Genomic DNA, 24,062 nt, shown 5'->3' with positions numbered 1-24,062 from the left:
GCAACAAGCTGCATGTCCGCAACCGTGGCTTCATCACCGCCCCGGACAAGGCGTACGCGATCTACTGGTCGACGACCGAGGACCGGTGGAACGACGACCTGGCGATGTTCGACGTGATCGCCGCCGGGTTCCGCCCGGTCCGTAGCTGATCTCGGCGTACGCGACCGGACGGGTAGGCTCGCGGACTGTGTCGATCGACGGGCTGACAGACCTCTGGAACCGCCTGTTCGGTGCGCAGCCGGACCCGCCGCCGCTGCTCGTGCTGGTGACGGCCCTGCTCGCGCTCCTGGTGGTGCTGACCCGGCTGCCGTGGCGGATCGGCCGTAACGCGATCACCATCGCCCACGAGGGCGGGCACGCCCTGGCGGCCCTGCTCACCGGGCGCAAGCTGCACGGCATCCGGCTGCATTCCGACACCTCCGGACTGACCCTGTCGGCCGGCCGCCCGACCGGCCCCGGGATGGTGTTCACCCTGCTCGCCGGCTACATCGCCCCGTCCCTGATCGGGCTCGCCGGTGCCTGGCTGCTCGGCGGCAACCGGATCACCCTGCTGCTGTGGATCGCGGTCGCGCTGCTGCTGGCGATGCTCGTGATGATCCGCAACGTCTTCGGCATCGTGTCCATCGTGGTCACCACCGGGGTGGTGCTCGGCGTCTCCTACTTCGCTCCGCCGGACGTGCAGGCCGCGTTCGCGTACACCGGGGTCTGGTTCCTGCTCCTCGGCGGGGTACGGCCGGTCGGTGAGCTGCAGCGGCTGCGCCGGCGCGGCGGGATGCCGGAGTCCGATGCCGACCAGCTCGCCTGGCTGACCCGGATTCCGGGGCTGGTCTGGGTCGGCGTCTTCGGCGCGGTCAACGTGCTGGCCCTGCTGGTCGGTGCCGCGATGCTGGCCGCTCCCGCGCTGGACGGGCTCGACCTGCCGCTCTGAGCGCGGTCCGGCCAGCCGGCGGGAAATTCTCAAGATCTGCAACCTCCGGCCGGGTGCCAGGCGTATTGCCTGCGACACCAGGGAGGTGCGGGTGCCCGATACCGAGGGCTTCGACGAGTTCTACCGGTGCAGCCGACAACGGGTGCTCGGGTACGTCTACCTGTTGACCGGCGACCGGTCCGAGGCGCGGGACGCGGTGCAGGAGGCGTACGTCCGGGCCTGGCAGCGCTGGTCAACCGTCCGCGACCACCACGACCCGGAGTCCTGGGTACGGGTGGTGGCCGCGCGGTCGCGGTCAGCCGCTGGCGCAGCCTGCGTAGCCGGGCCCGCGCCTACCTGCGGCACGGTCCGGCGGACGAGGCGGCGCCGCCGAGCACGACACGGGCGCGGTCGTGGCGGCCCTGCGCCGGCTGCCCGAGGAGCAGCGCACCGTGATCGCACTGCATCACCTGGTCGGGCTGCCGGTCGCGGAGGTGGCCCGGGAGACCCGGGCGCCGGTCGGCACGGTCAAGGCGCGGCTGTCGCGCGGCCGGGCGGCACTGGCCGATCTGCTCGCCATCATCGACTCGAAGGAGGCCATCGATGCGTGATTCCACAGGCGCCGTCCGTTGCCGACGGCGATCCCGTTCCCGGACCGGCGGTACCGCGGCAGTCGCACTCGACCTCGAAGGGGTCTCCTGGCCGGCGCCGGAGGAGATCCGTGCCCGGTCGCGCCGGCGGACCCGGGTACGCGCCATCGTCGGCGCTACTCGCCATGGTCTTCGGGTACCTGGCCCCACTGGGCGGTCCCGACGGGAGCCCGCCCGACGTGCCAGCGGGCCTGCCGGCCGGGCCGGGCGGCGTGCGGGTGGAGATCCCGGACAGTGCAGTGTTCCAACCGGAAGACGTCGGGCCCGGACTGTTCAGCCGTCACCCGGTCGGGCTGAACCCCGACGGCTCACGCATCGACCCGGACAAGCTCCCTTAGAAGGTTCCGCCCGGCCTCCCTCGTTGTTGCTGGGGGCCGCCCTGGCCCCCAGCATGTGGGCTCGACCGTACAACGCGACCAAGATCCTGTCCGACCCAGAGGCAGGCATATCGAGCCCGGTGATGGCGTCGCAGTGGGTGCTCCGACAGCCGGTGGAGGACGGCAGCAGCCCCGTCGTCGAGGAGGACGAGATCGAGTCAGTGCGGGTCCATATGTACGTGGCGCTACGCTTCGGCGACCTGTACGCGGTCGTGGTGATTGTGTCCGACGACCGGCAGCGGACCGACGCGATCGTGGCCCGGGCCGTGGAGCGGCTGTGCACCTTGGCCAACTCCGGATGCTGACCGACGCCGGGCGGTGGTCGCCGCCCGGCGGTCCGGGTTACAGCGGGATGTTGCCGTGCTTCTTGGGCGGCAACGTCTCCCGCTTGGTCCGCAGCACCCGCAGGGCGCGCACGATCTGCCGGCGGGTCTCGGACGGCGCGATGACCGAGTCGACGTAGCCGCGTTCGGCCGCCACGTACGGGTTGGCCAGGGTCTCCTCGTACTGAGCGATCTTCTCGGCCCGTACGGCGGTCGGGTCGTCGGCGGCGGCCAGTTCGGCGCGGTAGAGGATGTTGACCGCTCCCTGGGCGCCCATCACCGCGATCTGCGCGGTCGGCCAGGCGAAGTTGAGGTCGGCGCCGAGGTGCTTGGACCCCATGACGTCGTACGCCCCGCCGTACGCCTTGCGGGTGATCACGGTGACCTTGGGGACGGTGGCCTCGGCGTACGCGTAGATGAGCTTGGCACCGCGCCGGATGATGCCGTCCCACTCCTGGCCGGTGCCGGGCAGGAACCCGGGTACGTCGACGAAGGTCAGGACCGGGATGTTGAACGCGTCGCAGGTGCGGACGAACCGGGCGGCCTTCTCCGAGGCGGCGATGTCGAGGGTGCCGGCGAAGTGCATCGGCTGGTTGGCGACGACGCCGACCGGGCGCCCCTCGACCCGGCCGAAGCCGATCACGATGTTCTGCGCGTAGAGCGGCTGCACCTCCAGGAACTCGCCGTCGTCGAGGACGTGCTCGATGACCCGGTGCATGTCGTACGGCTGGTTGGCCGAGTCGGGGATGAGCGTGTCGAGTTCCCGGTCGGTGTCGGAGACCGCGAGGTCCGCCTCGACCGGGAACGTCGGCGGCTCGTCGAAGTTGTTGGCCGGCAGGTAGGAGAGCAGCGCCCTGACGTACTCGATCGCGTCGTCCTCGTCGGTGGCGAGGTAGTGCGCGTTGCCGCTCTTGGTGTTGTGGGTGCGCGCGCCGCCGAGGTCTTCCATCGCCACGTCCTCGCCGGTGACCGTCTTGATCACGTCGGGGCCGGTGATGAACATGTGCGACGTCTGGTCGACCATGACGGTGAAGTCGGTGACGGCGGGGGAGTAGACGGCGCCGCCCGCGCACGGTCCCATGACCAGGGAGATCTGCGGGATGACGCCGGAGGCGCGCACGTTGCGGAAGAAGATCTCGCCGTAGAGGCCGAGGCTGACCACGCCCTCCTGGATGCGGGCGCCGCCGGAGTCGTTGATGCCGACGATCGGGCACCCCGTCTTCATCGCCAGGTCCATGACCTTGACGATCTTCTGGCCGAAGACCTCGCCGAGCGATCCGCCGAAGACGGTGAAGTCCTGGGCGAAGACGCACACCTGACGGCCGTCGACGGTGCCGTAGCCGGTGATCACGCCGTCGCCGTACGGGCGGGTCTTGTCCAGTCCGAAGTTGGTGGAGCGGTGCCGGGCGAGTTCGTCGAGTTCGACGAACGAGCCCTCGTCGAGCAGCATCGCGATCCGTTCCCGGGCCGTCTTCTTGCCCCGGGCGTGCTGCTTCTCCACGGCCCGCGCGGACCCGGCGTGGACCGCCTCGTCGACCCGGCGTTCCAGGTCGGCCAGCTTGCCGGCGGTGCTGTGGACGTTGATCTCGGTGGCGCTCGGCTGTCCGGTCACGTTTGGGATCGTAACGATGGTTCAGGTGTTTGCCGTCGGGCCGTCGTGTGCATTTCACTACAATCCCGCCGGGCGTTTCGTGGTGATTGATCCGCTCGTTAGGCAGAACGTGCTGGTTCTGGGCGTCGCCCTGCTGGCCGGTGGCCTGTGGGTGCTGGTCGCGCTGCGTCGCGGCCGGTGGCCGTTCGGCGCCGACTCCGCACCGGTCCGGCACCCGACGGTGGACGGCCACGATCATCCCGGCGCTGTGGACGCGGGACCGGTCCGGGCGGCCGTCCGGCCGCCGGAGTCCGCCATCTACGTGGCACCGCCGCGTGGCACCGTCTACGGCAGCGGCACACCGCCGTACGACTGGCCGTAGGCTGGCCTGATGCCGGGCTCGCCGTACACCGATCTGGACCGTCCGCCGCTGGACCCGCGGGCACTGCGGCGGGCGCTGGTCGTACCGGGCGGGTTCTGGACCCGGATCGACGTACGCCGGGAGACCGGCTCGACGAACGCCGACGCGGTCGCGGCGGCCGGCGAGGGCACCCCGGAGGGGTTGGTGGTGGTCGCCGAGCGGCAGACGGCCGGGCGGGGCCGGCTCGGCCGGCAGTGGTCCTCACCGCCGCGGGCGGGTATCGCGGCCAGCGTCCTACTGCGACCGGGGGTCGCCGTGCCGGACCGGGACTGGCCGCCGGCCCCGGTCACCGGATACGGCTGGCTGCCGCTGCTGGCCGGTGTCGCGCTGGCCGAGAGCGTGCTTCGGCTGGCCGAGCTGCCCGCCGAACTGAAGTGGCCCAACGACCTGCTCGTCGGCGGGGCCAAGTGTGCCGGCATCCTCGCCGAGTCGGTGCCGTCGGCCGGTAACGGCGAACCGTCCGCGATCGTGGTCGGCATCGGGCTCAACGTCACGCTGCGCGCCGACGAGTTGCCCACCAACCCGGGCGGTCTGCCGGCGACGTCGCTGCGGCTGGCCGGCGCCGCGGCCACCGACCGCGACCCGTTGCTGCGGGCCCTGCTGCGTGGCCTCGCCGACTGGTACGGCCGTTGGCGGGCCGCGGCCGGCGACGCGGACGAGTGCGGGCTGCGCGACGCCTACCTCCGGCACTGCGCCACGGTCGGCCGCGAGGTACGGGTGTCGCTGCCGGGCGGCGAGACCCGCACCGGCACCGCGACCTCGGTGGACGGTGCCGGCCGGCTGGTCGTGGACACGGTGGACGGTCCGACGGCGGTCGCCGCCGGTGACGTGCTGCATCTACGTTGACCGTCGGACCGCCGCAGGACGCGACGGTCAGGTGACCCCATCCGGTGCGGCGAACCGCTACCGTCAGCGCGGATCGATCCGGTACGCGAGGAGGATGGCGTGGCGTTCCCCGATGACGTGCTCACTGAAGACGAGCATGTCGTACTGCACCTGCACCCACACTGGAAGGCGTTGATCCGGCCGGTCGTGGTGCTGCTCCTGGCCGTCGCCGCGGTGGTCGCGTCGATCGTGCTGCTGCCGGCGGGCACCGCCGGCACGATCGGCATGTGGGTGGTGGTCGCGGCGGCCGTGGTGGCTGTCGTGCCGTTCGCCGTCTGGCCGTGGCTGGTCCGGCGCACCACGCACTACGTGCTGACCAACGAGCGGGTACTTCTCCAGCACGGGGTGCTCTCCCGCGACCGGCGGGACATTCCGCTCAACCGGGTCAACGACCACTCGATGTCGCAGCGGTTCGTCGAACGGCTGCTCGGCTGCGGCACGCTGACGATCGAGTCGGCCGGTGAGCGCGGCCAGTCGGTGCTGGTCGACATCCCGCACGTGGAGCGCGTGCAGACCACGCTGTACGAGTTGATCGAGGCCAACCACGACAAGCACACCCTCGGCGACGGCGAGATGCGGGAGATCCTCAAAGAGGCGCGGGAGACCCGGCCAGCCGGGGAGACGGTGCAGTAGGGACGGTCCGGCCCGCTCAGGCCGGACCGGCACGCATCACGAACCAGCCCCGGAACCGGGTACGCAGCACCTCCCGCTCGGGGCGGCCGTACGCGTCGACCCTCGTCATGGTCGCGCCGAGGGTGACGGTGCCGAGGCCGGGGCGGGCCGTCGACGGCTTGCTGCCCAGCACGTCGAGCCGTACGGCCAGCCGGTCACCGGCGTGTACGGGAGTCAGCCAGCGCAGCTCCTCCAGCCCGGGGGAGGCGTCGGCGGCGGCCCGGGAGAGCAGGTGGTCGACGTAGGCGCGCATGAAGAGACTGACCGTGAAGAACCCGCTGGCGATCAGCCGGCCGTGGTGGCTGCCGGCGGCCGTCGCCGCGTCGACGTGGTACCACTGCGGGTCGAACCGGCGGGCGAACGCCACCATCTCGGCCTCGTCGACGGTGGTGACGCCCAGGTCGAAGGTGCGTCCGGGGGTCAGGTCCTCGAAGAACAGCTCGGCTTCGGCACCCGTTCCCGACCGCACCGGTGTCCCGGTCAGCGGGAGGCGGGACGCCGGTTGGCGGCGTCGAGTTCAGCGGCGAGTTCGGCTTCGAACTCGACGTCGATCGGGTTGGCCAGTTCGCGTTCGAGCGGGGTGGTGAGCCGGGTGAAGTCGATGTGCGGCGTCTCGCCGGTACCGGCAGCCTCCGCCGCTCGTGCGTCGGCCGGGTGGGTGTCGGCGTCGGCCTTCGCCGGGGCCGGGCGGGCGGGTTCGGTCTCGGCCGGATCGTCGTCGGCTTTCGGGCGGGCCGGCCGCCCCGGCGGGCCGCTGGTCGCGTCGGGCTCGTCGGTGGCGTCGCCGGGCGTCCCGGCGGGCGCGGCAGCGGCCGTGGGGTCGGCCGGGTCGGGCGCCGAGCTTGCGGCGGCGGCCGGCACCGGACGGAAGACGAACGTGCGGTAGGACCAGAACCGGAAGAGTGTGGCGAGCACGACACCGATGGTCTTGGCGATGTTGAGCGCGATCAGACCGTGGAAGCCGAGCCCGTACTTCGCCAGTGCCAGCACGCCCAGTTCGATCGCGAGGCCGGTGGCGTTGAAGAGGAAGAAGAGTGCGTATTCGCGGCGCATCGCCGACTTCGGCCGGTCCCGGTAGGTCCAGTGCCGGTTCATGAGGTATGAGGTGATCGTCGCCACGATGGTGGCGATCACAGTGGCCTTGAGCTGCCCGTTCGCGAAGATCGTCAACGCGAGGGCGTTGAAGACCGCGTAGTTGATGACCGTGTTGATGCCGCCTACGACGCCGAACTTGGCGGCCTCGCTGACGAACTTCTGCCATCGATCAGGCAGTAGACGGACAAAGGGCATTGGATCACCTTACGGCAGGAAGTCGTTCGGGCAGCGGCCCGACGAGGGGTGGCGAGGGCTCGGCGCTCAGTCGCTCTTCGCGATCACCTCTGGCGCGTCCACCCTGGCCGGCCCGACGAAGACGAAACGACGGTAGGACCAGAACCGGAACAGCGTGCCCAGCGCGGCGCCCACGAGGTTTGCCGAGATGTTGTCGGCGATCAGGGACTGGAAGATCCGGGGCCAGATACTGCCCAGGACGTAATGGCTGATACCCAGGCAGGCCAGCCCTATACCTAGCCCGACCGCGTTGAAGAAGAAGTAGAGCAGGTATTCCCGGGCCAGGCCGGAGCGCTCACGGTGGCGCCAGGTCCAGAAGCGGTTACCGATGAAGGCGACGGTGGCGGCCACCGCGGTGGACAGGGTCTTCGCGGCGAGGACCTCCATGCCCTGACCACGCGCCAGGTTGAAGATCAGCAGGTCGACGACGAACGCGATGCCGCCCACCGCGCCGAACTTGCCGAGCTCGCGGACCAGGTGACCGAAACGGTCGATGATCCTCCGGACGAGCCCTGGTCTATCGATGGAGTTTGGCGGCTGCTCGCCCGTCGCGGTCACTGGCACGCCGTCGAGCGTACCGGTTGCTCCCCATTCTGACGGGCGCGAGCGACGAGGTTTAACAGAGGCGCCCGTGGTCTCCGGGGTCGCTCGACACGGGGTGACCGGCGGGTGACCGAACGCAGCTCTCGCGGGCGGGGCGGGTGCGCGGGCGCCGGCCGGTCGGGGCGCACCCCGGCGTCGGGGCCATCCGCAGGTCGGCGTTCACCTCGTCCAGTTCCGTACGCAGACCGTGGCACGCCCGGCAGCGGCCGAGGTGGGTCTCGACCGTGGTACGGGCCCGCGTGGCGAGCCGTTCGCGGATGTACGCGGCCAGCAGTTGCCGGATCGGGTGGCAGTCCGGATCGACGGCGGTGCTGATGTGCTCCCGCAGGTACATCTCCCGCAGGCGCTCCCGTGCCCGGTAGGCCAGTGCGGCGACCCCGCCGGGGGTGAGGCCGAGCCGGGGCGCCACCTGCGCCGGGGTTTCCCCCTGCACCTCGGTGTGCCAGAGCACCAGCCGCCACCGGTGGGGCAGGCGGGTGAATGCGCGAATGGCGTACGACCGTTCGAGTCGGGCGAGGGTGACGTCCTCGTGTTGCCCACCCACCTCGAACCGGGTCAGGTCGTCGGTGAAGGCGAGGCGGCGGTCGCGGCGGAGCCGGTCGTGCCGGACGTGCCGCAGCGTGGTGTGCAGGTAGGGGCGGAAGACGACCGCCGGGCCGCGCCCCGCGCGGAGCATGGCGAGCACCTTGACGAAGGTCTCGGCGACCAGGTCGTCGGCGTCGGCCTCGTTGCTCACCAGGCTGTAGGCGAGCCGCCTGGCGGCGTGCGAGTGCCGGATCCACAGCGTCGCGTACGCCCCGGTGTCGCCGTCTCGTACGGCGGCCAGCAGGTCGGCGTCGGTGGCGACGCACGTGGCCACGGCAGCGGCCGGGCCGGGGTCGGCGGGGATCGTCACGGGTCCGCTCCAACGGTCGAGGGGGAGGGGTGGGGCGGCACTCTCCCGGGGCGGCACTCCGGGAGGGAGCGGGGCACTAGGGGAAAAGCACCCTTATGGGTCATAACCCTAGGACAAATCGGGCGGCAGGGGAAGGTGTGATACATGCCCCGACGTGCAATTGATCACGCACAGCGACGGTCGTCGACGGGTGGCTGTGATGATCTCCACGTAAAGTTTGCGCGAAACTGCGCAGGTAAGCGCGAAAAGATTCCCAATACGGCAGGTCGGCCGTACCTTGTGCACTTCTTCACAACCGACCCCACTGCCCAGGTCGGCGGATCGGTTTACGCTGAGCGCAACTTCCGTGACTTCATTACGGCGTGGCGGTTAACCGCCCGCCGGATTCGGGCATCCCGCATAACGGTCAGCGTCGACCTGAAGGAGACCAAGTCATGACTGCTCCGGCTACCAGCCGTGGCCTCGCGCAGGCCCCGACCTCGCACTCCAAACTGCTCGCGTGGGTTCACGAAGTCGCCGAGCTGACAACGCCCGACCAGGTCGTCTGGGTCGACGGTTCCGACGAGGAATGGCAGCGGCTCACCGACGAACTCGTCGCCGCCGGCACCCTCGTGCGACTCGATCCCGAGCACAAACCAAACTCCTTCTGGGCGCGCACCGATCCCACCGATGTTGCCCGCGTCGAGGAACGCACCTTCATCTGCTCGGTCGACGAGGCCGACGCCGGACCCACCAACAACTGGATGGCGCCCGACGAGATGAAGCGGACCATGACCGCGCTCTACCGCGGATGCATGCGGGGCCGGACCATGTACGTCATCCCGTTCGTCATGGGCCCCCTCGAAGCCGAATCGCCGATGTTCGGCGTCGAGATCACGGACAGTGCCTACGTCGTCGCGTCCATGCGGATCATGACGAGGATGGGCGCCAAGGTCCTCGAGGGGATGGGCGACGACGCCGACTTCGTGCACGCCCTGCACTCCATCGGCGCGCCGCTGGCCCCCGGCGAGGCCGACGTGCCGTGGCCGTGCAGCCAGACCAAGTACATCTCGCACTTCCCCGAGACCCGCGAGATCTGGTCCTACGGCTCCGGGTACGGCGGCAACTCGCTGCTCGGCAAGAAGTGCTACTCGCTGCGGATCGCCAGCGTCATGGCCCGCGACGAGGGCTGGCTCGCCGAGCACATGCTGATCCTCAAGATGACCTCGCCCGAGGGCAAGGTGCACTACATCGCCGGCGCCTTCCCGTCCGCCTGCGGCAAGACCAACCTGGCGATGCTGGAGCCGACCATCGCCGGCTGGAAGGTCGAGACCGTCGGCGACGACATCGCCTGGATGCGCTTCGGCGACGACGGCCGCCTCTACGCCCTCAACCCCGAGTTCGGGCTCTTCGGCGTCGCCCCCGGCACCGGCTGGACCACCAACGCCAACGCCATGCGGACCCTCGACCGCGGCAACTCGGTCTTCACCAACGTCGCCCTGACCGACGACGGCGACGTGTGGTGGGAGGGCATGGGCGAGCCGCCGGCGCACGCCACCGACTGGAAGGGCGCCGACTGGACGCCGGACAGCGGCGAGCTGTCGTCGCACGGCAACAGCCGGTTCTGCACCCCCATCAACCAGTGCCCGATCCTCGCCGACGAATACCACGACCCCAAGGGCGTGCCGATCGACGCGATCCTCTTCGGCGGCCGGCGCAAGACCACCGTGCCGCTGGTGACCGAGGCCCGCGACTGGGTGCACGGCGTCTACATGGGAGCGACGCTCTCGTCCGAGACGACCGCCGCCGCGGCCGGCCAGGTCGGCGTCGTACGCCGCGACCCGATGGCGATGCTGCCGTTCATCGGCTACAACGCCGGCGACTACTTCCAGCACTGGATCGAGATGGGCAAGGGCGTCGACGGCGACGCCGCCAAGCTGCCGAAGATCTTCTACGTCAACTGGTTCCGCCGCGACGACGACGGCAAGTTCCTCTGGCCGGGCTTCGGCGAGAACTCCCGGGTGCTCAAGTGGATCGTGGAGCGGCTCGAGGGACGTGGCGCCGCCGTCGAGACACCGATCGGCTACGTACCCACCGCCGACGCCCTCGACGTCGAAGGCCTCGGCCTCACCCGTGCCGAGATCGAGACCGCGCTCAAGGTCGACATCGACGAGTGGCGGGCCGAACTGCCGCAGATCACCGAGTGGTTCGAGAAGTTCGGCGACAAGCTGCCCGCCGTACTCTGGGCCGAACTCGACGCGCTGCGCGCCCGGCTCGACGGGCAGTCCGGCCCGACGGCCTGACCGCACCCTCCGGCCCGCGGACACCGGGCCGGCCCACCCGGCCCGCCGGTGTGCCGCTGGCGCCGGCCGGGCATCATCTCAGGCATGACGACGGCCGCCGCGACTCCGAAGGGGGTCCGGCGGCCGCCGGCCGTCCGGGGCCTGACCGCACTGCTCGCGACCACCGCCGCCGCGACCGTCGCGGTCGAGCTGCTCAACTGGTGGTACGCCCCCGAACAGGGCTTCGGGCTCGCCGTACGCAGCGGCTGGGCACTGCTGCGCTCGGTCGGCTTCCTGGTGCTCATCTGGCACGTACGCCGCGGCCGGACGGCGGCCCGCCCGCTCGGACTGATCCTCGCCGTCACCACCGTCTTCGCCGTCGGCCGGCTGATCGTGCCGCGCGCCGGCCTGCCACCGCTGCCGGGCCTGCTCGGCTTCGCCGCGCTCACCCTGCTCTGCGCCGCCGTCGTGTGGATGCTCTACCGCTCGCCGCAGGTCGACGCCCACCTCGTACGCCACCCCGGCCGGCTCGTCATCGACCGGCAGGGCATCTCCTGGCGGGCGACGCCGCCGCGCAAGCCGCCGGTCGCCGCCTGGCTGCTCACCGCCCGGGTCGCCGCGTTCACCTACAGCCCGCTCATGCTCGTACCCTGCCTGATCGCCGTCGGCACGATCTTCGACGGGAAGCTCGTCGCCGTACCCGCCGTGGTCGGCTGGTTCGTCGCCGGAGTGGTGGTGGGCAACGTCGTACTGCTCGACGCGTTCTTCCTGCTCCGCGGGAAAAGGTGGGCCCGGGGAGTACTGGTCGCCATCACCGTCGCCGTCCTCGCCGTCGACCTGCCGCTGTGCTGGTGGCTGCTCGGCGTCGACGGACTCGTCCGCGACGGCGCGCCGCTGGTCGCGGCCGCCGCGCTCACCTGCTACGCCCTGTGGCGCGCCGGCCGTGCCGGACCGGCCACCGCCGTACGCCCGCCGGAACACGCACCGTCCTGACCACCTGAGGTGCCCGGCTGCCTTCCACAGCGATGGTCGCTAGTCTGCAAGAGATGAAACTGCGGGACCTGCTCTACTCGGTTTACGAACGGCGGCTCACGGCGGGGCTCGCCGGTAAGCCGGTACCCCGCCACATCGGTGTCATGTGCGACGGCAACCGGCGCTGGGCCAAGGAGATGGGCTACGTCGACCCCAACGACGGCCACCGCGTCGGCGCAGTCAAGATCAAGCACCTGCTCAACTGGTGCGACCAGGCCGGCGTCGAACACGTCACGCTCTACCTCCTGGCCACCGACAACCTTCGCCGCCCCGCCAGCCAACTCGACCCGCTACTCAAGATCATCGAAGATCTCGTCGTCGAGTTCGCCGAGGAGGGCAACCCCTGGCGGCTGCGGATCGTCGGCGCCCTCGACCTCCTCCCCGCCCAGACCGCCGCCGCCCTCAAGGCAGCCCAGGAACGCACCCAGGAACGCACCGGCGGTGCCGAGGTCAACATCGCCGTCGGCTACGGCGGCCGCCGCGAGATCGCCGACGCCGTACGCTCCCTGCTGCACGAACACGCCGCCGCCGGCGGCACCCTCGAAGAACTCGCCGAGATCCTCGACGTCGAGCACATCGCCGAACACCTCTACACCCGCGGCCAACCCGACCCCGACCTGGTCATCCGCACCAGCGGCGAACAGCGGCTGTCCGGCTTCCTGCTCTGGCAGTCGGCCCACTCCGAGTTCTACTTCTGCGACGTCAACTGGCCCGACTTCCGCCGCGTCGACTTCCTCCGCGCACTGCGCTCGTACGCCCACCGCCAACGCCGCTACGGCGGTTAGTCGAGTCTGTGCTAGCTGGCCTCGCCTTCGGCTCGGCTGGCTCGCTCCGCTTCGCGCCGCCTGAGTGCACCGTCTTCGCCCTGCGGGCCGCGACCGCTTCGCGGCGCGGTCCTCGGGCTCCAGACGGTGCGGCGGCGCTCGGTCGACTCGCGACGTGAGTTGCGGTCACACCTGTCCGCCGATTGCTTCGCCGACCGGTTTCGGTTGGTCGTCGCCACAGCCGACGCCCCGCCGGACGTTTCGCAGGTTCCGCCAAGGGTGACGATCGGCGCCCGCCTGGTGGCTGGGCTCGCCTTGTCGGGAGCGTTGTTTGGTGGTCCTCCTTGCTGATCTGGGCGGGAGGGACCTTATCCACGCTCGATAAGGTCCCTCCCGCCCAGATCAACCACCCATCTCCGCGACCTTCCCCTCGCCGTGACAGACGTTCGGCGCATATCGCCCTGATGGTGCGGGCAGTGGACGCGAGGTCCCTCCCACGAACTGAGCGGGAGAGGGGTTATTCCGGCCGGATAACCCCTCCAGCGCTCAGTTCGTCAGCCGGGGCTGTCGGGTCGCCTGGGCGTTGTCGACGACTGGGCCGACCAAGTCCCGGCAACGCACACACCCGTCACGGCTTTTCGGCCGTGCGGTCGCCAGGGCTGGACAGTTCGTGGCCCGCAACCCCGCCACGACCCGACACGGATCGGCGAAGCAATCGGCGGACAGGTCTGACCGCAACTCACGTCGCGAGTCGACCGAGCGCCGCCGCACCGTCTGGAGCCCGAGGACATGCGGCGAAGCCGTCATGCCCGCAGGGTGAAGACGGTGCACTCAGGCGGCGCGAAGCGGAGCGAGCCAGCCGAGCCGAAGGCGAGGCCAGCTAACACAGCGAGGCCAGCTAACGCAGCACGTGGATGGCGTCGGTCAGGAAGTCGGCGAGAGCTTCGGGGGAGTCGAGGGTCAGGTCGGCCGCGCTGGCGACCTCCTGCCCGGTTTCGGGGTTGGCGACGGCGACGCAGACGCCGAAGAAGTCGGGGTCGGCGGCTTCGCGGGCGCGCAGCGCGTTGAACGCCTTGATGTCGGAGACGTCGTCGCCGAAGTACCAGGCGCATCCGGCGGAGCCGATCGCCTCTCCGATGACCTTGCCCTTGTCGCTGTCGACCGGCGGCTTGAGTTCGACGACCATGCGGCCGGCCTGGACGCGTAGGCCGAGTCGTTCGGCTTCGGCGGTGGCCCAGGCTTCGACGGTGGAGGCCAGTTGCGGGCTGGTCCGCCAGTGCAGGGCCACGGAGAGGCGCTTGTATTCGACGAGGACCGCCGTGGGCAGTTCGGTGCGGGCGCGGGTGGCGAGCTCTTCCATCGCGGGGATCCACGGGAGCGCCGCGGGTTCGGTGACGGTCTCACCGCCGCCGTGGCTGTGTTCGAGGCCGTAGAGCCCGTAGAGGTCGACGTGGGGCGCGGTCGCGAACCGGTCGCGCAGGAAGTCCACCGGGCGTGCGGAGACGATGGCGATGCGCTGGACGACTTCGGCCAGGGCGTCGATCGCGACCATCACCTTGGCGACGGGCTGCACCGTGGTGGGGTCGTCGCTGACCGGCGCCAGAGTGCCGTCGAAGTCGAAGAACAGGACGCACCGCCCGGCCCGGCCGGAGGTGGCCTTCCAGGCCTGCTCCGCGGTTACCGGGCGGGTCAAAAGCTGGTCACCTGTCTCGTACGGCCGCACACGAGCCACCCTACCTGGACGGTGGGGGAACCGAAGCCTTGATCAGCTTCGGTCGTCGCCACCGCTCATGGCCCGGCGGTTGCCCAGGCGCGGGCCGAACGGCACGACCGCCGCGTCCTGGCCGTGGCTGAGCAGGTAGCCCTCCACGAACCCGGCGTTGCGGTCGTTGGTGTTCATGTCAAGTTCATTCAGCCGGGCCACGAGGAACTCGGTGAGGGCGGTGATCCGCCCGTTGATCCGCTCGTACAGTTCGCCGACTATCGCCAGCACGATCCCGACGGCGGTGACGCCGACCACGACCATGTTGATGATGCCGGGCACTTCTTTGTGGGCGAGCAGGGCGACCAGGACGTTGATGGTGATGCACATTGTCGTGGAAACGGCCGCTGTCACGGTCGCTGTCGATTTCAGGGTCATGAGTAGACCCCTCCTTTTGTCCCGCAGGGCTGTGTTCGGCCTTGTCCCGTCCCCCCGCCGACGACGAGCCCAAGCAGTACAGATTGGGACGCTAGCGTGCCCGTTCGGTTGCCCGCACGGCATGTAAGGCCACCGGAACGCCTTCTTTCGCCATCTGAGGAAGTCGCCCCGGTTTGTGGGCACCACGTGCGGCCGTACCAGGCATGAAGGATCGACTGCGATGTCCGTTGCCTCGGATGGTGGAGGTGGGGGCGGCCGGCGGAGGCGGCCGAACCCCGCCTAGCTGGCCCGCCTGCGGCCCTTGCGCGGCTCGCTGGGGATCGGCGGGCGGTAGGCGAGGTAGCGGATCGTCTCGCGGATGTGGAACTTCTCCGCCTCGGAGACGTTGGGGTCGACCAGCCGGCGCAGCAGCGCCTCGACGTCGGGGTCCATCGGTGGGGCGGCCGGTGCGGGCCGGGCCGAGGTCTGCCGGTCCCAGCCGAGTACGCCGAAGGCGACGGTGGGGTTGATCCCGAGCCCTTCGCAGAAGGCGACGACCCGCTCCGCCTCGGGGTCGCTGGCCCACTCGCCGCGTACCCACCGGTTGATGGTCTGCCGGGAAACGCCGGTCCGCCGGGAGACCTCCGAGCCGGTCCAGGCTCGCGTGGTCCGCGCGTCGTCGAGAGCTTTACGGACGAAAGCGGCAAAGGCGATCTTGCGCCCGTGGGCGGTCTCCGGCACTGGCTGACGGTACGGCGAGGATTCCGCATCGCCGCCGGGATGGTCATCTTTGTATTGTGTGCGTGACAGGGGTCCATGATTCCCTGTTAACGAGTCAGTCCTTGTGTTGAGGGGTGTCACAAGTACAGACTAGGTGGACTTAGGGTCGGTGCTAATCGTACGAAAAGCTGATGCTGTCACGCACGTGGTACGGACTACTCTTTGTCACGTGATTGAGACGATCCGTGTTCAATCTGGTCACGCGTCTGGGACAGGAGGGAACTGGTGACCGAGCTCGCGACCCGAGCCCAGGCGTTCGGCCTGATCGCAGACGGGGTGGCCGCCGGACTCAGCGCGCCGTGGCGCATGTACCTGGCGCGAGGCTGCCGATACCTGTCCCTCAACGTCGGCGACCGGGCCGAGTGGAACTCCTGGCGCACGCACCTCGGCTGCCCGGAGTTGAGCGTGCGCGTCTACGACGCCGGTGGGGACATCCGCCGCGCCTCGATCGCCGAGGTCGTCATGGACGGCTGCCGGATCAGCGTCGAGCTGGTCGAGGAGGTCAGCACCGATGACCTGGACCGGCTGCTCACCGACGATCCGAGCTCGTTCGACACGGAGGAGACATGAGCGCCTTCTTCGCGGTGTTCCTGGTGCTGCTGCTGGCCTCGTCCAGCTACGCGGCGGGCCGGTTGCACGGTCAGCTCAGCTACCGCATCGGCTACCGGTTCGGATACCGGCAGGGCCATTTCGACGGCGACCGGGGGGCCTGGAACCGCCGGCGTCGAGAGGCGCAGGCGGCGATCGCCTCGGTGCTGGCGGTGCCATCACCCACGACACCCGACAACGCCCGCACCGACGTACGTCAGGGAACGACGTACACGGGCGCCTCTTTCGCGGGGACCGCGACCAACGGCGGACGGCACTCCATCAGACACGCTCGCCGGCCGGCATCCGTTGCCGGCGACGCGTGATGGGGTGAGCGGTCGCCCGCGATTGCGGTGCGTCGTCCGCGGCGGACACGCACCGTACGGGATCACCGTCAGACCGGTGACTGGTGATCCCTTACCGGCCGGGATGCGCGCAGGGGGCACGCATCCCGGCCGGTCCTCCCGTCGGCCGGGGATCCGTTCGCGGATCCCCGGCCGACGCTCATCCGGAATTCCCGATCGGTGCGGACTGTGACGAGATCCTCACAACTGCCGCCAACCTGTGGGCAGCTCTAGCCCAAGCGGCTTCCGGCCGGCTAGCGTTCCTGCCATGACCCGGGGGTGTCCCGGGTCAGCCGGCCGGCCTGGACCTGCGATTTCGGCGCGACGGGGCCCGCATCCGACCCCGTTCGTCCGGGCTCCGGACGAGGCGAGACGCGGGTGGCCGGGTGCACGCCCGCCGGAGCAGGCCTGTGACCACTCGCCGCACGAACACCCGGGCCGACCAGGACCCGGCCGCCGCCACCGCGACCCGGTCCGCCAGGACCACCCGGCGCGCTTCCTCCGCCCGTAGCGGGAACACCGCCGACAGTGCGGAGCCCGCACCAGCGCGCCACGCCTACGTCCTGGACACCTCGGTCCTCCTGTCCGATCCGGCCGCCTTCCACCGCTTCGCCGAGCACGAGGTCGTGATCCCGCTCGTGGTCATCTCCGAACTGGAGGGCAAGCGGCACCATCCGGAACTCGGCTGGTTCGCCCGTCAGTCGCTGCGCATGCTCGACGAGCTGCGGATCAAGCACGGGCGGCTCGACGAGCCGGTGCCGACCAACGACCTCGGCGGCACGCTGCGGGTGGAGCTCAACCACGCCGACGACACCGTGCTGCCGCCCGGATTCCGGAACGAGTCGAACGACACCCGGATCCTGTCGGTGGCGCTCAACCTCGTCGCCGAGGGGCGGACGGTGACCCTGGTCAGCAAGGACATGCCGCTGCGGGTCAAGGCGGCGTCGGTCGGGCTCACCGCCGACGAATACCGGCACGGCCAGGCCAGCGATCCCACGTGGACCGGCATGGCCGAGCTGGAGCTGGGCGAGGAGGAGATCAACCGCCTGTACGCCGGGGACGCGCTCGACGTCGACGAGGCGTCCAGCCTGCCCTGCCACACCGGGCTGGTGCTGCACTCGTCACGCGGTTCGGCGCTCGGGCGGGTGCAGCCCGACAAGACCGTACGGCTGGTGCGCGGTGACCGGGAGGCGTTCGGGCTGCGGGGCCGTTCCGCCGAGCAACGGGTGGCACTCGACCTGCTCCTGGACGAGTCGATCGGGATCGTGTCGCTGGGTGGCCGGGCCGGCACCGGCAAGTCCGCGCTCGCCCTGTGTGCCGGGCTGGAGGCGGTGATGGAGCGCCGCCGGCACAAGAAGGTGATCGTCTTCCGCCCGCTGTACGCCGTCGGTGGCCAGGAACTCGGTTACCTGCCCGGCTCCGAGGCGGAGAAGATGTCGCCGTGGGCGCAGGCCGTCTTCGACACCCTCGGTGCCGTCGTGCACGAGAACGTGATGGAGGAGGTGATGGCCCGCGGGATGCTGGAGGTGCTGCCGTTGACCCACATCCGCGGGCGGAGCCTGCACGACGCGTACGTCGTCGTCGACGAGGCGCAGTCGCTGGAACGTAACGTCCTGCTCACCGTGCTGTCCCGGATCGGGCAGGGGTCGCGGGTGGTGTTGACCCACGACGTGGCGCAGCGGGACAACCTCCGGGTCGGCCGGCACGACGGGGTGACCGCCGTCATCGAGGCGCTCAAGGGGCATCCACTCTTCGCCCACATGACGCTCACCCGTTCGGAACGGTCACCCATTGCCGAGGTGGTGACCGACCTGCTGGAGGACATCCCTCGTTAGGTGGTACGGCGCCACGCCACTTGGTCCCGGTTAGGGATGATAAGTGGCGTGGCGCACATCACAATGTCGTTGGTTGATTGCCCAACCGTCGCACGGTGCGTCAGGGTGTTCGGCGGCGTGGAATCCGATCGACGCGGTCGCCACGCCGTGTCCGTGCCCCCGACGAAGGGACCACTTCGTGACTCGGCCGTGGAGCCGGATCGGAGTCCGGTCGGCCGCTGTGGCGCTGCTCCTGACGGGCGTCGTCGGCGGTTACTACCTGGGCGAAGAGCAGGAAATCCAGCAGCAGGGCATCAACGACCAGCAGGTCGCCCAGGCTGAGGCGGCGGAACAGGCGCTGATCAAGGAGCGGCACGCCGCGCACATCGTGGCCAACGCGCAGAAGCGCCTCGCCGAGCAGGAAGCGGCCCGCAAGGCCGAGGAAGCGGCGAAGGCGGCCACTGAGCGGACCCGCAAGGCCGAGGAAGCGGCCAGTCGCAAGAAGCGGGAGGCGGCCGCCGCGGCCAACGACGCCAACGCGCCGGCCAAGCCCTACGACGGGCCGATCCCGGAGTCGTGCAACCAATACAGCGGCAACCGCCAGATCGGCTGCGCGCTGCTGCTCCAGAGCGGGTTCGGCCTGGACCAGATGCCCTGCCTGGACAAGCTCTGGACCAAGGAGAGCGGCTGGAACCCCAAGGCGCACAACCGCTCCTCCGGCGCGTACGGCATTCCGCAGGCGGTGCCCGGTAACAAGATGGCCTCCGTCGGATCGGACTGGCAGACCAGTCCGGCCACCCAGATCAAGTGGGGGCTCGGTTACATCAAGGGGCGCTACGGCACCCCGTGCAGCGCGTGGCAGACGTCGCAGAACCAGGGCTGGTACTGAGCCGCGATCCTGGTATCGAAGGCGCCCGCGATCTCAGGTCGCGGGCGCCTTCGTCGTTCCCGACTGGCGGCGGCCGCCGTGAGCTGATAGCTACTTGGGGGTGGCGTACGACCTGAACTCCCGGCGTGGCGATCCGCAGCGGTTCGGCACCGAGGCGTTCTACGCCGCCCTCGGCCGGGCCTTCGTCGCGATGTGCGCGGTCGTGCCCATCCTGTTCGTCATCGAGGCGCTCGACGTGTGGCTCGCGGCCGGTTTCGACCCCGCGCTCGGCATCATCCCGCGTCGTATCGACGGCCTCGACGGGGTCTTCTTCGGCCCGTTCCTGCACCACGGCTTCGACCACCTCTACAGCAACAGCGTGCCGCTGATCCTGCTCGGCACGTTCGTGCTCGCGGCCGGTGCCCGCCGGTTCCTCTTCTCCACCCTGGTGATCATCCTGGTGAGCGGTCTGGGCGTGTGGTTCACCGGCTCGCCGCACTCCGTCGTGGTCGGCGCGAGCGGGGTGGTGTTCGGCTACCTGGGGCTGCTGCTCATGCGCGGCATCGTGGAGCGGAGCTGGTGGAACCTCGGCGTGGTACTGCTGGTCGGCCTGCTCTACGGCTGGCAGTTGATCGGCATCCTGCCGACCGATCCGCAGGTGTCCTGGCAGGGGCACCTCTTCGGGTTCCTCGGCGGGCTGCTCGCGGCGATCCTCTTCCGGCGGCGCCAGCCGGACGCCGACGACGCGTACGGTCCGGAGTGACGTCCGGATACTCCTGACCGCCGCCGCGGGACGCCTGTTGCCCGGCCGGAGTTGGCCGCATACCGTCTTTGCCAAGCACGTTGGGTCCGGGGACGGAAGGCGGCGTGGCGCATGCGGGAGATCGATGTAGCGATCGTGGGTGCGGGTCCCTCGGGCCTGTTCGCCGCCTACTACGCCGGGTTCCGGGGGTTGTCGGTCGCGGTGATCGACGCGCTGCCCGAGCCCGGTGGCCAGGTCACCGCGATGTACCCCGAGAAAATGATCTTTGACGTGGCCGGGTTTCCGGCGATCAAGGGCCGCGACCTGGTCGCCAACCTCGTCGAGCAGGCCGCGCCCTACCGCCCGGACTACCTGCTCGGCGTACGCGCCCAGGAGCTGTCCTACCTCGACGGCCGCCCGGTGCTCCGGCTCGACACGGGTGAAGAACTGCTCTGCGGCTCGGTCATCATCACCGGCGGGCTCGGCAGTTTCACCCCCCGGCCACTGCCGGCCGCCGCCACGTTCGCCGGTGCCGGCATCGTGTTCTTCGTGCCGCACCTGGCCGACCTGGCCGGGCACGACGTGCTGATCGTCGGCGGCGGCGACTCGGCGTTCGACTGGGCACTGGCGTTGCAGCCGATCGCCCGCTCGGTCACCCTCGTGCACCGGCGGGAGAAGTTCCGCGCCCACGCCGCCACGGTGGCCCGGGTCCAGCAGTTGCCGGTCCGGATCGTGGTCAACGCCGAGATCGCCAAGATCCACGGCGAGACGGTGGTCACCGGCGCGGACATCGCGGTCAAGGGCGGCCCGGTCGAGACCGTGCCGGTCACCGCCGTGGTCGCGGCGCTCGGTTTCACCGCCGACCTCGGGCCGCTCGCCGACTGGGGGCTGGAACTCGACCGGCGACACATCCGGGTGGACAGCACGATGGCCACCAACCGGCCCCGGGTCTTCGCGGCCGGTGACATCACCGAATACCCGGGCAAGGTGCGGCTCATCGCGACCGGCTTCGGCGAGGCGGCGACCGCCGTCAACAACGCGGCCGTACTCATCGACCCGTCCGCCCACCTGTTCCCCGGCCACTCCTCCGACGCCGGCTGAGCCCGGTGCCGCGTTGGCCGGTGCCGGCCGGGCCGCGGCGCCGGCCGGCCCTCACCCCCGCCGACGCGGTGGCCGGAGCCCCCGTACGCCGGCGGCCAACAGGACCGCGACGAGGGTCAGGGCCGCGCCGACGACGGTGGTCACCCCCGGCCGCCCCGTCGGCGGCGGGATCAGCACGTCGAACAGCAGCGCACCGCCGACCTGCCCCGCGATCATCGACAGGCTGAGCAGCAGCACCCCGGTGTACTGCACCACGACCGCGGCCACCGCGATGAAGAACGTGCCGATCACACCACCGGTGTAGAGCCACGGTTCGGTCGGCCACTGGCCGTCCGGCCAGCCGCGTACGGCCACCACGACCACGAAGGCGAGCAGCAGGGCCGCCGTACCGGTGACGAAGTTGACGAACGACGCGGTGATCGCGCTGCCGGAGGCGATCCGTACGTGCCCGTTGACCGCCTGCTGCCAGGCGATCCCCATCCCGGCGAGGGCGGGCAGCAGGGCCAGGGCGAGCGCCGAGGGACTGCCCAGCCGGTCACCGACGGCGAGCAGGACGGCCAGCACGGTCAGCACCGCACCGGCGAGGCGGGGCGCGGTGACCGGTTGCCGGCCCGCCGGCCCGAATCCGGCCCGGTCGACGGCGAGGCTGCTGGTGGACTGGCCGGCGACCACGGCGACGATGAAGACGGCGACGCCGAGTGTGGCGACGGTCAGGCCCTGGGTGGCGACGAGGAACGCGCCGCAGACCCCGCCGAGGCACTGCCAGGGCCGCAGGCCGCCGTCGCGCAACGCCGTCCGCAGGATCCGTAGACCACGCCGGGCGGCCGGCACCACCGCCGTCAGGACGGTCAGGATCACCAGACCGGAGCCGAAGGAGACGACGGCGGCGGCGATGCCGTCGTGCAGACGTACCCCGAGTTCGCCGTTGACCCGGGACTGGGCGGCGAGGGCGACCCCCGCGACCACGCCGAGTACGACCCCGACCGCACGCCGGCTGGACGGGACGGTCGGGGTCGCGGCGGTACCCGGTTCGGTGGTGGTCACTCCTGCTCGGCGATCGGCCGGCCGTCGAAGTCGATGGCCGAGTAGAGGGCGAGCTTCTCCAGCCGGTGGTAGGAGTCGATCACCCGGATCGTGCCGCTCTTGGAGCGCATGACGATCGACTGGGTGTAGGCGCCGCCGGAGCGGTAGCGCACGCCACGCAGCAGGTCGCCCGAGGTGACCCCGGTGGCGACGAAGAAGCAGTTGTCGCCGGTGACCAGGTCGTCGGTGGTGAGTACGCGGTCGAGGTCGTGCCCGGCCGCGACGGCCCGCTCGCGCTCGGCGTCGTCGTGCGGCCAGAGCCGACCCTGGATGGCACCACCCATGCACTTGAGCGCGCAGGCGGCGGTGATGCCCTCCGGCGTGCCGCCGATGCCCATCAGCACGTCCACGTCGGACTCGAGCCGGGCGGCCGAGATGGCGCCGGCGATGTCGCCGTCGGAGATGAACCGGATCCGGGCGCCGGCGTCCCGTACCTCCTCGACGAGGCGCTGGTGGCGGGGCCGGTCGAGGATGCAGACGGTGACGTCCGAGATGCTGGACTTCTTGACCCTGGCGATCCGGCGCAGGTTCTCCGTCGCCCCGGCCGTGATGTCGATGACGTCCGCGCAGTCCGGGCCGACCGCCAGCTTCTCCATGTAGAACACCGCGCTGGGGTCGAACATCGCGCCCCGCTCGGCGACCGCGAGCACCGCGAGGGCGTTCGGCATGCCCTTGCTCATCAGGGTGGTCCCGTCGACCGGGTCGACCGCCACGTCCACCTCGGGACCGGTGCCGTCGCCGACCCGCTCGCCGTTGAAGAGCATCGGCGCGTTGTCCTTCTCGCCCTCGCCGATGACGACGACACCGCGCATCTGGATCGAGTTGATCAGCTTGCGCATCGCGTCGACGGCCGCGCCGTCGCCGCCCTCCTTGTCACCGCGGCCGACCCAGCGACCGGCGGCCATGGCGGCGGCCTCGGTGACCCGGACCAGGTCCAGGGCGAGGTTGCGGTCCAGGTTCTGCGGTACCCGGGTGCTAGTAGCGGTCATCGCGGTTACCTCACTCGTTCCGTCGGTCCGGTGTTGCCCGGCGGCTCGATCGCGTCCGGCGGCGTGGGCCGGCCGCGATCCCGCGTCCCGCGCCCATCGAACCCTCTTCCGGGGCCGGGCGGGGGCGGTTCGCCTCGATCCTGGCACGGTCGTGGGCTGAACGTCCGTTCGGGGCGCCGATGGTCCGGATCGTGGCGCTTACGGCGACTGCCAAGCTGGGGGCCGCCGACGGCGACTGTAAAGATGGGGTACGTGGAACCAGCCCAGCCCACCGAGCGTGGGCCCGTACCCCCGCCCGGGCGGACGACCGCCGACACCGACACCGACCTGCTCGCCGGCGCCGATCCGGCGTCCGCCGGGTCGACCGGTGAGGATCCCGACGTGCCGCCACCGGGTTCGGGTGAACCCACCGGGAGATCCGAGCGGTCGCCGAAGGACATGGCGATCTCGCTGCTCGTGCTGCTGGTGCCGATCGCCCTGATCTTCGGCATCTACCGGGTCTTCTTCGGCGCCGACCAGCCGGTGGTGATCGACCCCGCGCCGGCGGTGGCCCAGGCGCGGGCGTCCGGGGCGTTCGAGGTGATCGACCCGACCGGTGTCGACGACGACTGGCGGCCGGTCACCGCCAACTTCAACGGTGCCGACGGCACCGCGACCCTGCGCGTCGGTTTCGTCTCGCCCGAGGGGGAGGGGGTGCAGCTCGTGCAGAGCGACGTGCCGGCCGAGACCCTCCTGCCGCAGGAGTTGACCGCGGACGGCCAGCCGCAGGGCGTCATCGAGATCGGCGGGCGCACCTGGCAGCGCTACACGGCCCGGCCCGGCGAGCGGGCGCTGGTCCTGCTCGAACCCGAGCGCACCGTCATGGTGGTCGGCTCCGCGACCGAGGCGGAGCTGCGCGATCTGGCGGACGGCCTGGGGTAGGCC

25 protein-coding genes and 1 pseudogene are annotated in these 24,062 nt (G+C 70.6%); 16 read left to right on the top strand and 10 right to left on the bottom strand.

Translation table 11 applies throughout. The annotated features are described in order from the left end of the window. Window positions 1-187: 187 nt before the first annotated feature. The 3 genes and pseudogenes from QCD66_RS32095 to QCD66_RS32085 all read left to right on the top strand — a co-directional run bounded on the left by QCD66_RS32095 (window position 188) and on the right by QCD66_RS32085 (window position 2,239). Window positions 188-928 (top strand): M50 family metallopeptidase, encoded by a 741-nt coding sequence (locus tag QCD66_RS32095; RefSeq protein WP_375732910.1) that lies wholly within the window; start codon window positions 188-190, stop codon window positions 926-928. A gap of 91 nt (window positions 929-1,019) precedes the next feature. Beyond that, a pseudogene (locus QCD66_RS32090) lies at window positions 1,020-1,518 on the top strand (SigE family RNA polymerase sigma factor). Window positions 1,519-2,017: 499 nt separating this feature from the next. Then, window positions 2,018-2,239, top strand: coding sequence for a hypothetical protein (locus tag QCD66_RS32085; RefSeq protein WP_375732909.1), 222 nt, complete (start codon window positions 2,018-2,020; stop codon window positions 2,237-2,239). Window positions 2,240-2,276: 37 nt separating this feature from the next. On the opposite strand, the gene QCD66_RS32080 is transcribed toward QCD66_RS32085, so the two are convergent. Beyond that, entirely contained in the window at window positions 2,277-3,869 is a 1,593-nt protein-coding gene (locus tag QCD66_RS32080) for an acyl-CoA carboxylase subunit beta (protein ID WP_375732908.1), read from the bottom strand. Between the two features lie 109 nt (window positions 3,870-3,978). Between QCD66_RS32080 and QCD66_RS32075 the strand changes: the two genes are divergently transcribed. The 3 genes from QCD66_RS32075 to QCD66_RS32065 all read left to right on the top strand — a co-directional run bounded on the left by QCD66_RS32075 (window position 3,979) and on the right by QCD66_RS32065 (window position 5,787). Continuing rightward, window positions 3,979-4,230 carry a hypothetical protein gene (locus QCD66_RS32075; protein WP_364211879.1) on the top strand — a complete coding sequence of 84 codons (252 nt, stop codon included), beginning with the start codon at window positions 3,979-3,981 and terminating at the stop codon, window positions 4,228-4,230. Window positions 4,231-4,239: 9 nt separating this feature from the next. Next, complete coding sequence (locus tag QCD66_RS32070) at window positions 4,240-5,115, top strand: biotin--[acetyl-CoA-carboxylase] ligase (protein WP_364211882.1); 876 nt, start codon at window positions 4,240-4,242, stop codon at window positions 5,113-5,115. Between the two features lie 99 nt (window positions 5,116-5,214). Next, the gene (locus tag QCD66_RS32065; RefSeq protein WP_364211885.1) at window positions 5,215-5,787 is read left to right on the top strand and encodes a PH domain-containing protein; all 573 of its coding nucleotides are present in this window, start codon (window positions 5,215-5,217) and stop codon (window positions 5,785-5,787) included. Between the two features lie 16 nt (window positions 5,788-5,803). Here the strand turns inward: QCD66_RS32065 and QCD66_RS32060 are convergent, their stop codons facing one another. The 4 genes from QCD66_RS32060 to QCD66_RS32045 form a co-directional block, all read right to left on the bottom strand. Beyond that, window positions 5,804-6,295 carry a MaoC/PaaZ C-terminal domain-containing protein gene (locus QCD66_RS32060; protein WP_375732907.1) on the bottom strand — a complete coding sequence of 164 codons (492 nt, stop codon included), beginning with the start codon at window positions 6,293-6,295 and terminating at the stop codon, window positions 5,804-5,806. Between the two features lie 11 nt (window positions 6,296-6,306). After that, window positions 6,307-7,116: a GtrA family protein gene (locus QCD66_RS32055; RefSeq protein WP_375732906.1), complete on the bottom strand. Its 810-nt coding sequence runs from the start codon at window positions 7,114-7,116 to the stop codon at window positions 6,307-6,309. A gap of 66 nt (window positions 7,117-7,182) precedes the next feature. Further along, window positions 7,183-7,719, bottom strand: coding sequence for a GtrA family protein (locus QCD66_RS32050; protein WP_364211894.1), 537 nt, complete (start codon window positions 7,717-7,719; stop codon window positions 7,183-7,185). Window positions 7,720-7,771: 52 nt separating this feature from the next. Beyond that, window positions 7,772-8,653, bottom strand: coding sequence for a sigma-70 family RNA polymerase sigma factor (locus tag QCD66_RS32045; RefSeq protein WP_375732905.1), 882 nt, complete (start codon window positions 8,651-8,653; stop codon window positions 7,772-7,774). 434 nt (window positions 8,654-9,087) lie between these two features. Here QCD66_RS32045 and QCD66_RS32040 point away from each other — a divergent pair, with 434 nt between their 5' ends. From QCD66_RS32040 to QCD66_RS32030, 3 genes are all read left to right on the top strand, one after another. Continuing rightward, entirely contained in the window at window positions 9,088-10,935 is a 1,848-nt protein-coding gene (locus tag QCD66_RS32040) for a phosphoenolpyruvate carboxykinase (GTP) (protein ID WP_375732904.1), read from the top strand. A gap of 84 nt (window positions 10,936-11,019) precedes the next feature. Beyond that, the gene (locus QCD66_RS32035) at window positions 11,020-11,907 is read left to right on the top strand and encodes a hypothetical protein (protein ID WP_407566905.1); all 888 of its coding nucleotides are present in this window, start codon (window positions 11,020-11,022) and stop codon (window positions 11,905-11,907) included. A 53-nt stretch (window positions 11,908-11,960) separates the two neighbouring features. Continuing rightward, window positions 11,961-12,731: an isoprenyl transferase gene (locus QCD66_RS32030; RefSeq protein ID WP_357538803.1), complete on the top strand. Its 771-nt coding sequence runs from the start codon at window positions 11,961-11,963 to the stop codon at window positions 12,729-12,731. Window positions 12,732-13,608: 877 nt separating this feature from the next. Here QCD66_RS32030 and otsB read toward each other — a convergent pair. From otsB to QCD66_RS32015, 3 genes are all read right to left on the bottom strand, one after another. Next, a complete protein-coding gene (gene otsB, locus QCD66_RS32025) occupies window positions 13,609-14,433 on the bottom strand; it encodes a trehalose-phosphatase (RefSeq protein ID WP_375732902.1) in 825 nt (274 codons plus the stop codon). A gap of 42 nt (window positions 14,434-14,475) precedes the next feature. Next, window positions 14,476-14,850 carry a hypothetical protein gene (locus QCD66_RS32020; RefSeq protein WP_375732901.1) on the bottom strand — a complete coding sequence of 125 codons (375 nt, stop codon included), beginning with the start codon at window positions 14,848-14,850 and terminating at the stop codon, window positions 14,476-14,478. A gap of 279 nt (window positions 14,851-15,129) precedes the next feature. After that, entirely contained in the window at window positions 15,130-15,570 is a 441-nt protein-coding gene (locus QCD66_RS32015; protein ID WP_357533402.1) for a helix-turn-helix transcriptional regulator, read from the bottom strand. Window positions 15,571-15,834: 264 nt separating this feature from the next. Between QCD66_RS32015 and QCD66_RS32010 the strand changes: the two genes are divergently transcribed. The 6 genes from QCD66_RS32010 to QCD66_RS31985 all read left to right on the top strand — a co-directional run bounded on the left by QCD66_RS32010 (window position 15,835) and on the right by QCD66_RS31985 (window position 21,066). Next, a complete protein-coding gene (locus QCD66_RS32010; RefSeq protein WP_212826509.1) occupies window positions 15,835-16,179 on the top strand; it encodes a hypothetical protein in 345 nt (114 codons plus the stop codon). Next, window positions 16,176-16,523, top strand: coding sequence for a hypothetical protein (locus QCD66_RS32005; protein WP_212826512.1), 348 nt, complete (start codon window positions 16,176-16,178; stop codon window positions 16,521-16,523). The genes QCD66_RS32010 and QCD66_RS32005 overlap by 4 nt, the downstream gene beginning before the upstream one ends. 428 nt (window positions 16,524-16,951) lie before the next feature. Continuing rightward, window positions 16,952-18,376 (top strand): PhoH family protein, encoded by a 1,425-nt coding sequence (locus QCD66_RS32000; RefSeq protein ID WP_364222962.1) that lies wholly within the window; start codon window positions 16,952-16,954, stop codon window positions 18,374-18,376. A gap of 178 nt (window positions 18,377-18,554) precedes the next feature. Continuing rightward, on the top strand, window positions 18,555-19,244 hold the full coding sequence (locus QCD66_RS31995; RefSeq protein WP_364222965.1) for a lytic transglycosylase domain-containing protein: 690 nt from the start codon (window positions 18,555-18,557) through the stop codon (window positions 19,242-19,244). 100 nt (window positions 19,245-19,344) lie between these two features. Beyond that, window positions 19,345-19,986 (top strand): rhomboid family intramembrane serine protease, encoded by a 642-nt coding sequence (locus tag QCD66_RS31990; RefSeq protein WP_375732900.1) that lies wholly within the window; start codon window positions 19,345-19,347, stop codon window positions 19,984-19,986. A 111-nt stretch (window positions 19,987-20,097) separates the two neighbouring features. Then, window positions 20,098-21,066, top strand: coding sequence for an NAD(P)/FAD-dependent oxidoreductase (locus QCD66_RS31985; RefSeq protein ID WP_357533395.1), 969 nt, complete (start codon window positions 20,098-20,100; stop codon window positions 21,064-21,066). Window positions 21,067-21,117: 51 nt separating this feature from the next. Here QCD66_RS31985 and QCD66_RS31980 read toward each other — a convergent pair whose 3' ends face one another. Together QCD66_RS31980 and glpX are read right to left on the bottom strand one after the other, a co-directional pair. After that, the gene (locus QCD66_RS31980; RefSeq protein WP_375732899.1) at window positions 21,118-22,110 is read right to left on the bottom strand and encodes a DMT family transporter; all 993 of its coding nucleotides are present in this window, start codon (window positions 22,108-22,110) and stop codon (window positions 21,118-21,120) included. Further along, complete coding sequence (gene glpX, locus QCD66_RS31975) at window positions 22,107-23,138, bottom strand: class II fructose-bisphosphatase (protein ID WP_364222974.1); 1,032 nt, start codon at window positions 23,136-23,138, stop codon at window positions 22,107-22,109. Before glpX ends, QCD66_RS31980 begins: the two co-directional genes overlap by 4 nt. Window positions 23,139-23,390: 252 nt before the next feature. On the opposite strand from glpX, the gene QCD66_RS31970 reads away from it, so the two are divergent. Continuing rightward, complete coding sequence (locus QCD66_RS31970; RefSeq protein ID WP_364222977.1) at window positions 23,391-24,059, top strand: DUF4245 domain-containing protein; 669 nt, start codon at window positions 23,391-23,393, stop codon at window positions 24,057-24,059. Window positions 24,060-24,062: the final 3 nt, after the last annotated feature.

This window comes from Polymorphospora sp. A560 (assembly GCF_045781765.1).
Taxonomy (GTDB): domain Bacteria; phylum Actinomycetota; class Actinomycetes; order Mycobacteriales; family Micromonosporaceae; genus Polymorphospora; species Polymorphospora lycopeni.
This window is presented reverse-complemented; position numbering and strand designations above follow the sequence as displayed.

What these genes read in the sequence shown, in the direction of transcription:
- QCD66_RS32085 (WP_375732909.1), top strand. Translation starts at nt 2,018, where the DNA reads ATGGCGTCGCAGTGGGTGCTCCGACAGCCGGTGGAGGACGGCAGCAGC.
- QCD66_RS32070 (WP_364211882.1), top strand. Translation starts at nt 4,240, where the DNA reads ATGCCGGGCTCGCCGTACACCGATCTGGACCGTCCGCCGCTGGACCCG.
- QCD66_RS32020 (WP_375732901.1), bottom strand. Translation starts at nt 14,850, where the DNA reads ATGACCCTGAAATCGACAGCGACCGTGACAGCGGCCGTTTCCACGACA.
- QCD66_RS32035 (WP_407566905.1), top strand. Translation starts at nt 11,020, where the DNA reads ATGACGACGGCCGCCGCGACTCCGAAGGGGGTCCGGCGGCCGCCGGCC.
- QCD66_RS32030 (WP_357538803.1), top strand. Translation starts at nt 11,961, where the DNA reads ATGAAACTGCGGGACCTGCTCTACTCGGTTTACGAACGGCGGCTCACG.
- QCD66_RS32005 (WP_212826512.1), top strand. Translation starts at nt 16,176, where the DNA reads ATGAGCGCCTTCTTCGCGGTGTTCCTGGTGCTGCTGCTGGCCTCGTCC.
- glpX (WP_364222974.1), bottom strand. Translation starts at nt 23,138, where the DNA reads ATGACCGCTACTAGCACCCGGGTACCGCAGAACCTGGACCGCAACCTC.
- QCD66_RS32055 (WP_375732906.1), bottom strand. Translation starts at nt 7,116, where the DNA reads ATGCCCTTTGTCCGTCTACTGCCTGATCGATGGCAGAAGTTCGTCAGC.
- QCD66_RS32040 (WP_375732904.1), top strand. Translation starts at nt 9,088, where the DNA reads ATGACTGCTCCGGCTACCAGCCGTGGCCTCGCGCAGGCCCCGACCTCG.
- QCD66_RS31985 (WP_357533395.1), top strand. Translation starts at nt 20,098, where the DNA reads ATGCGGGAGATCGATGTAGCGATCGTGGGTGCGGGTCCCTCGGGCCTG.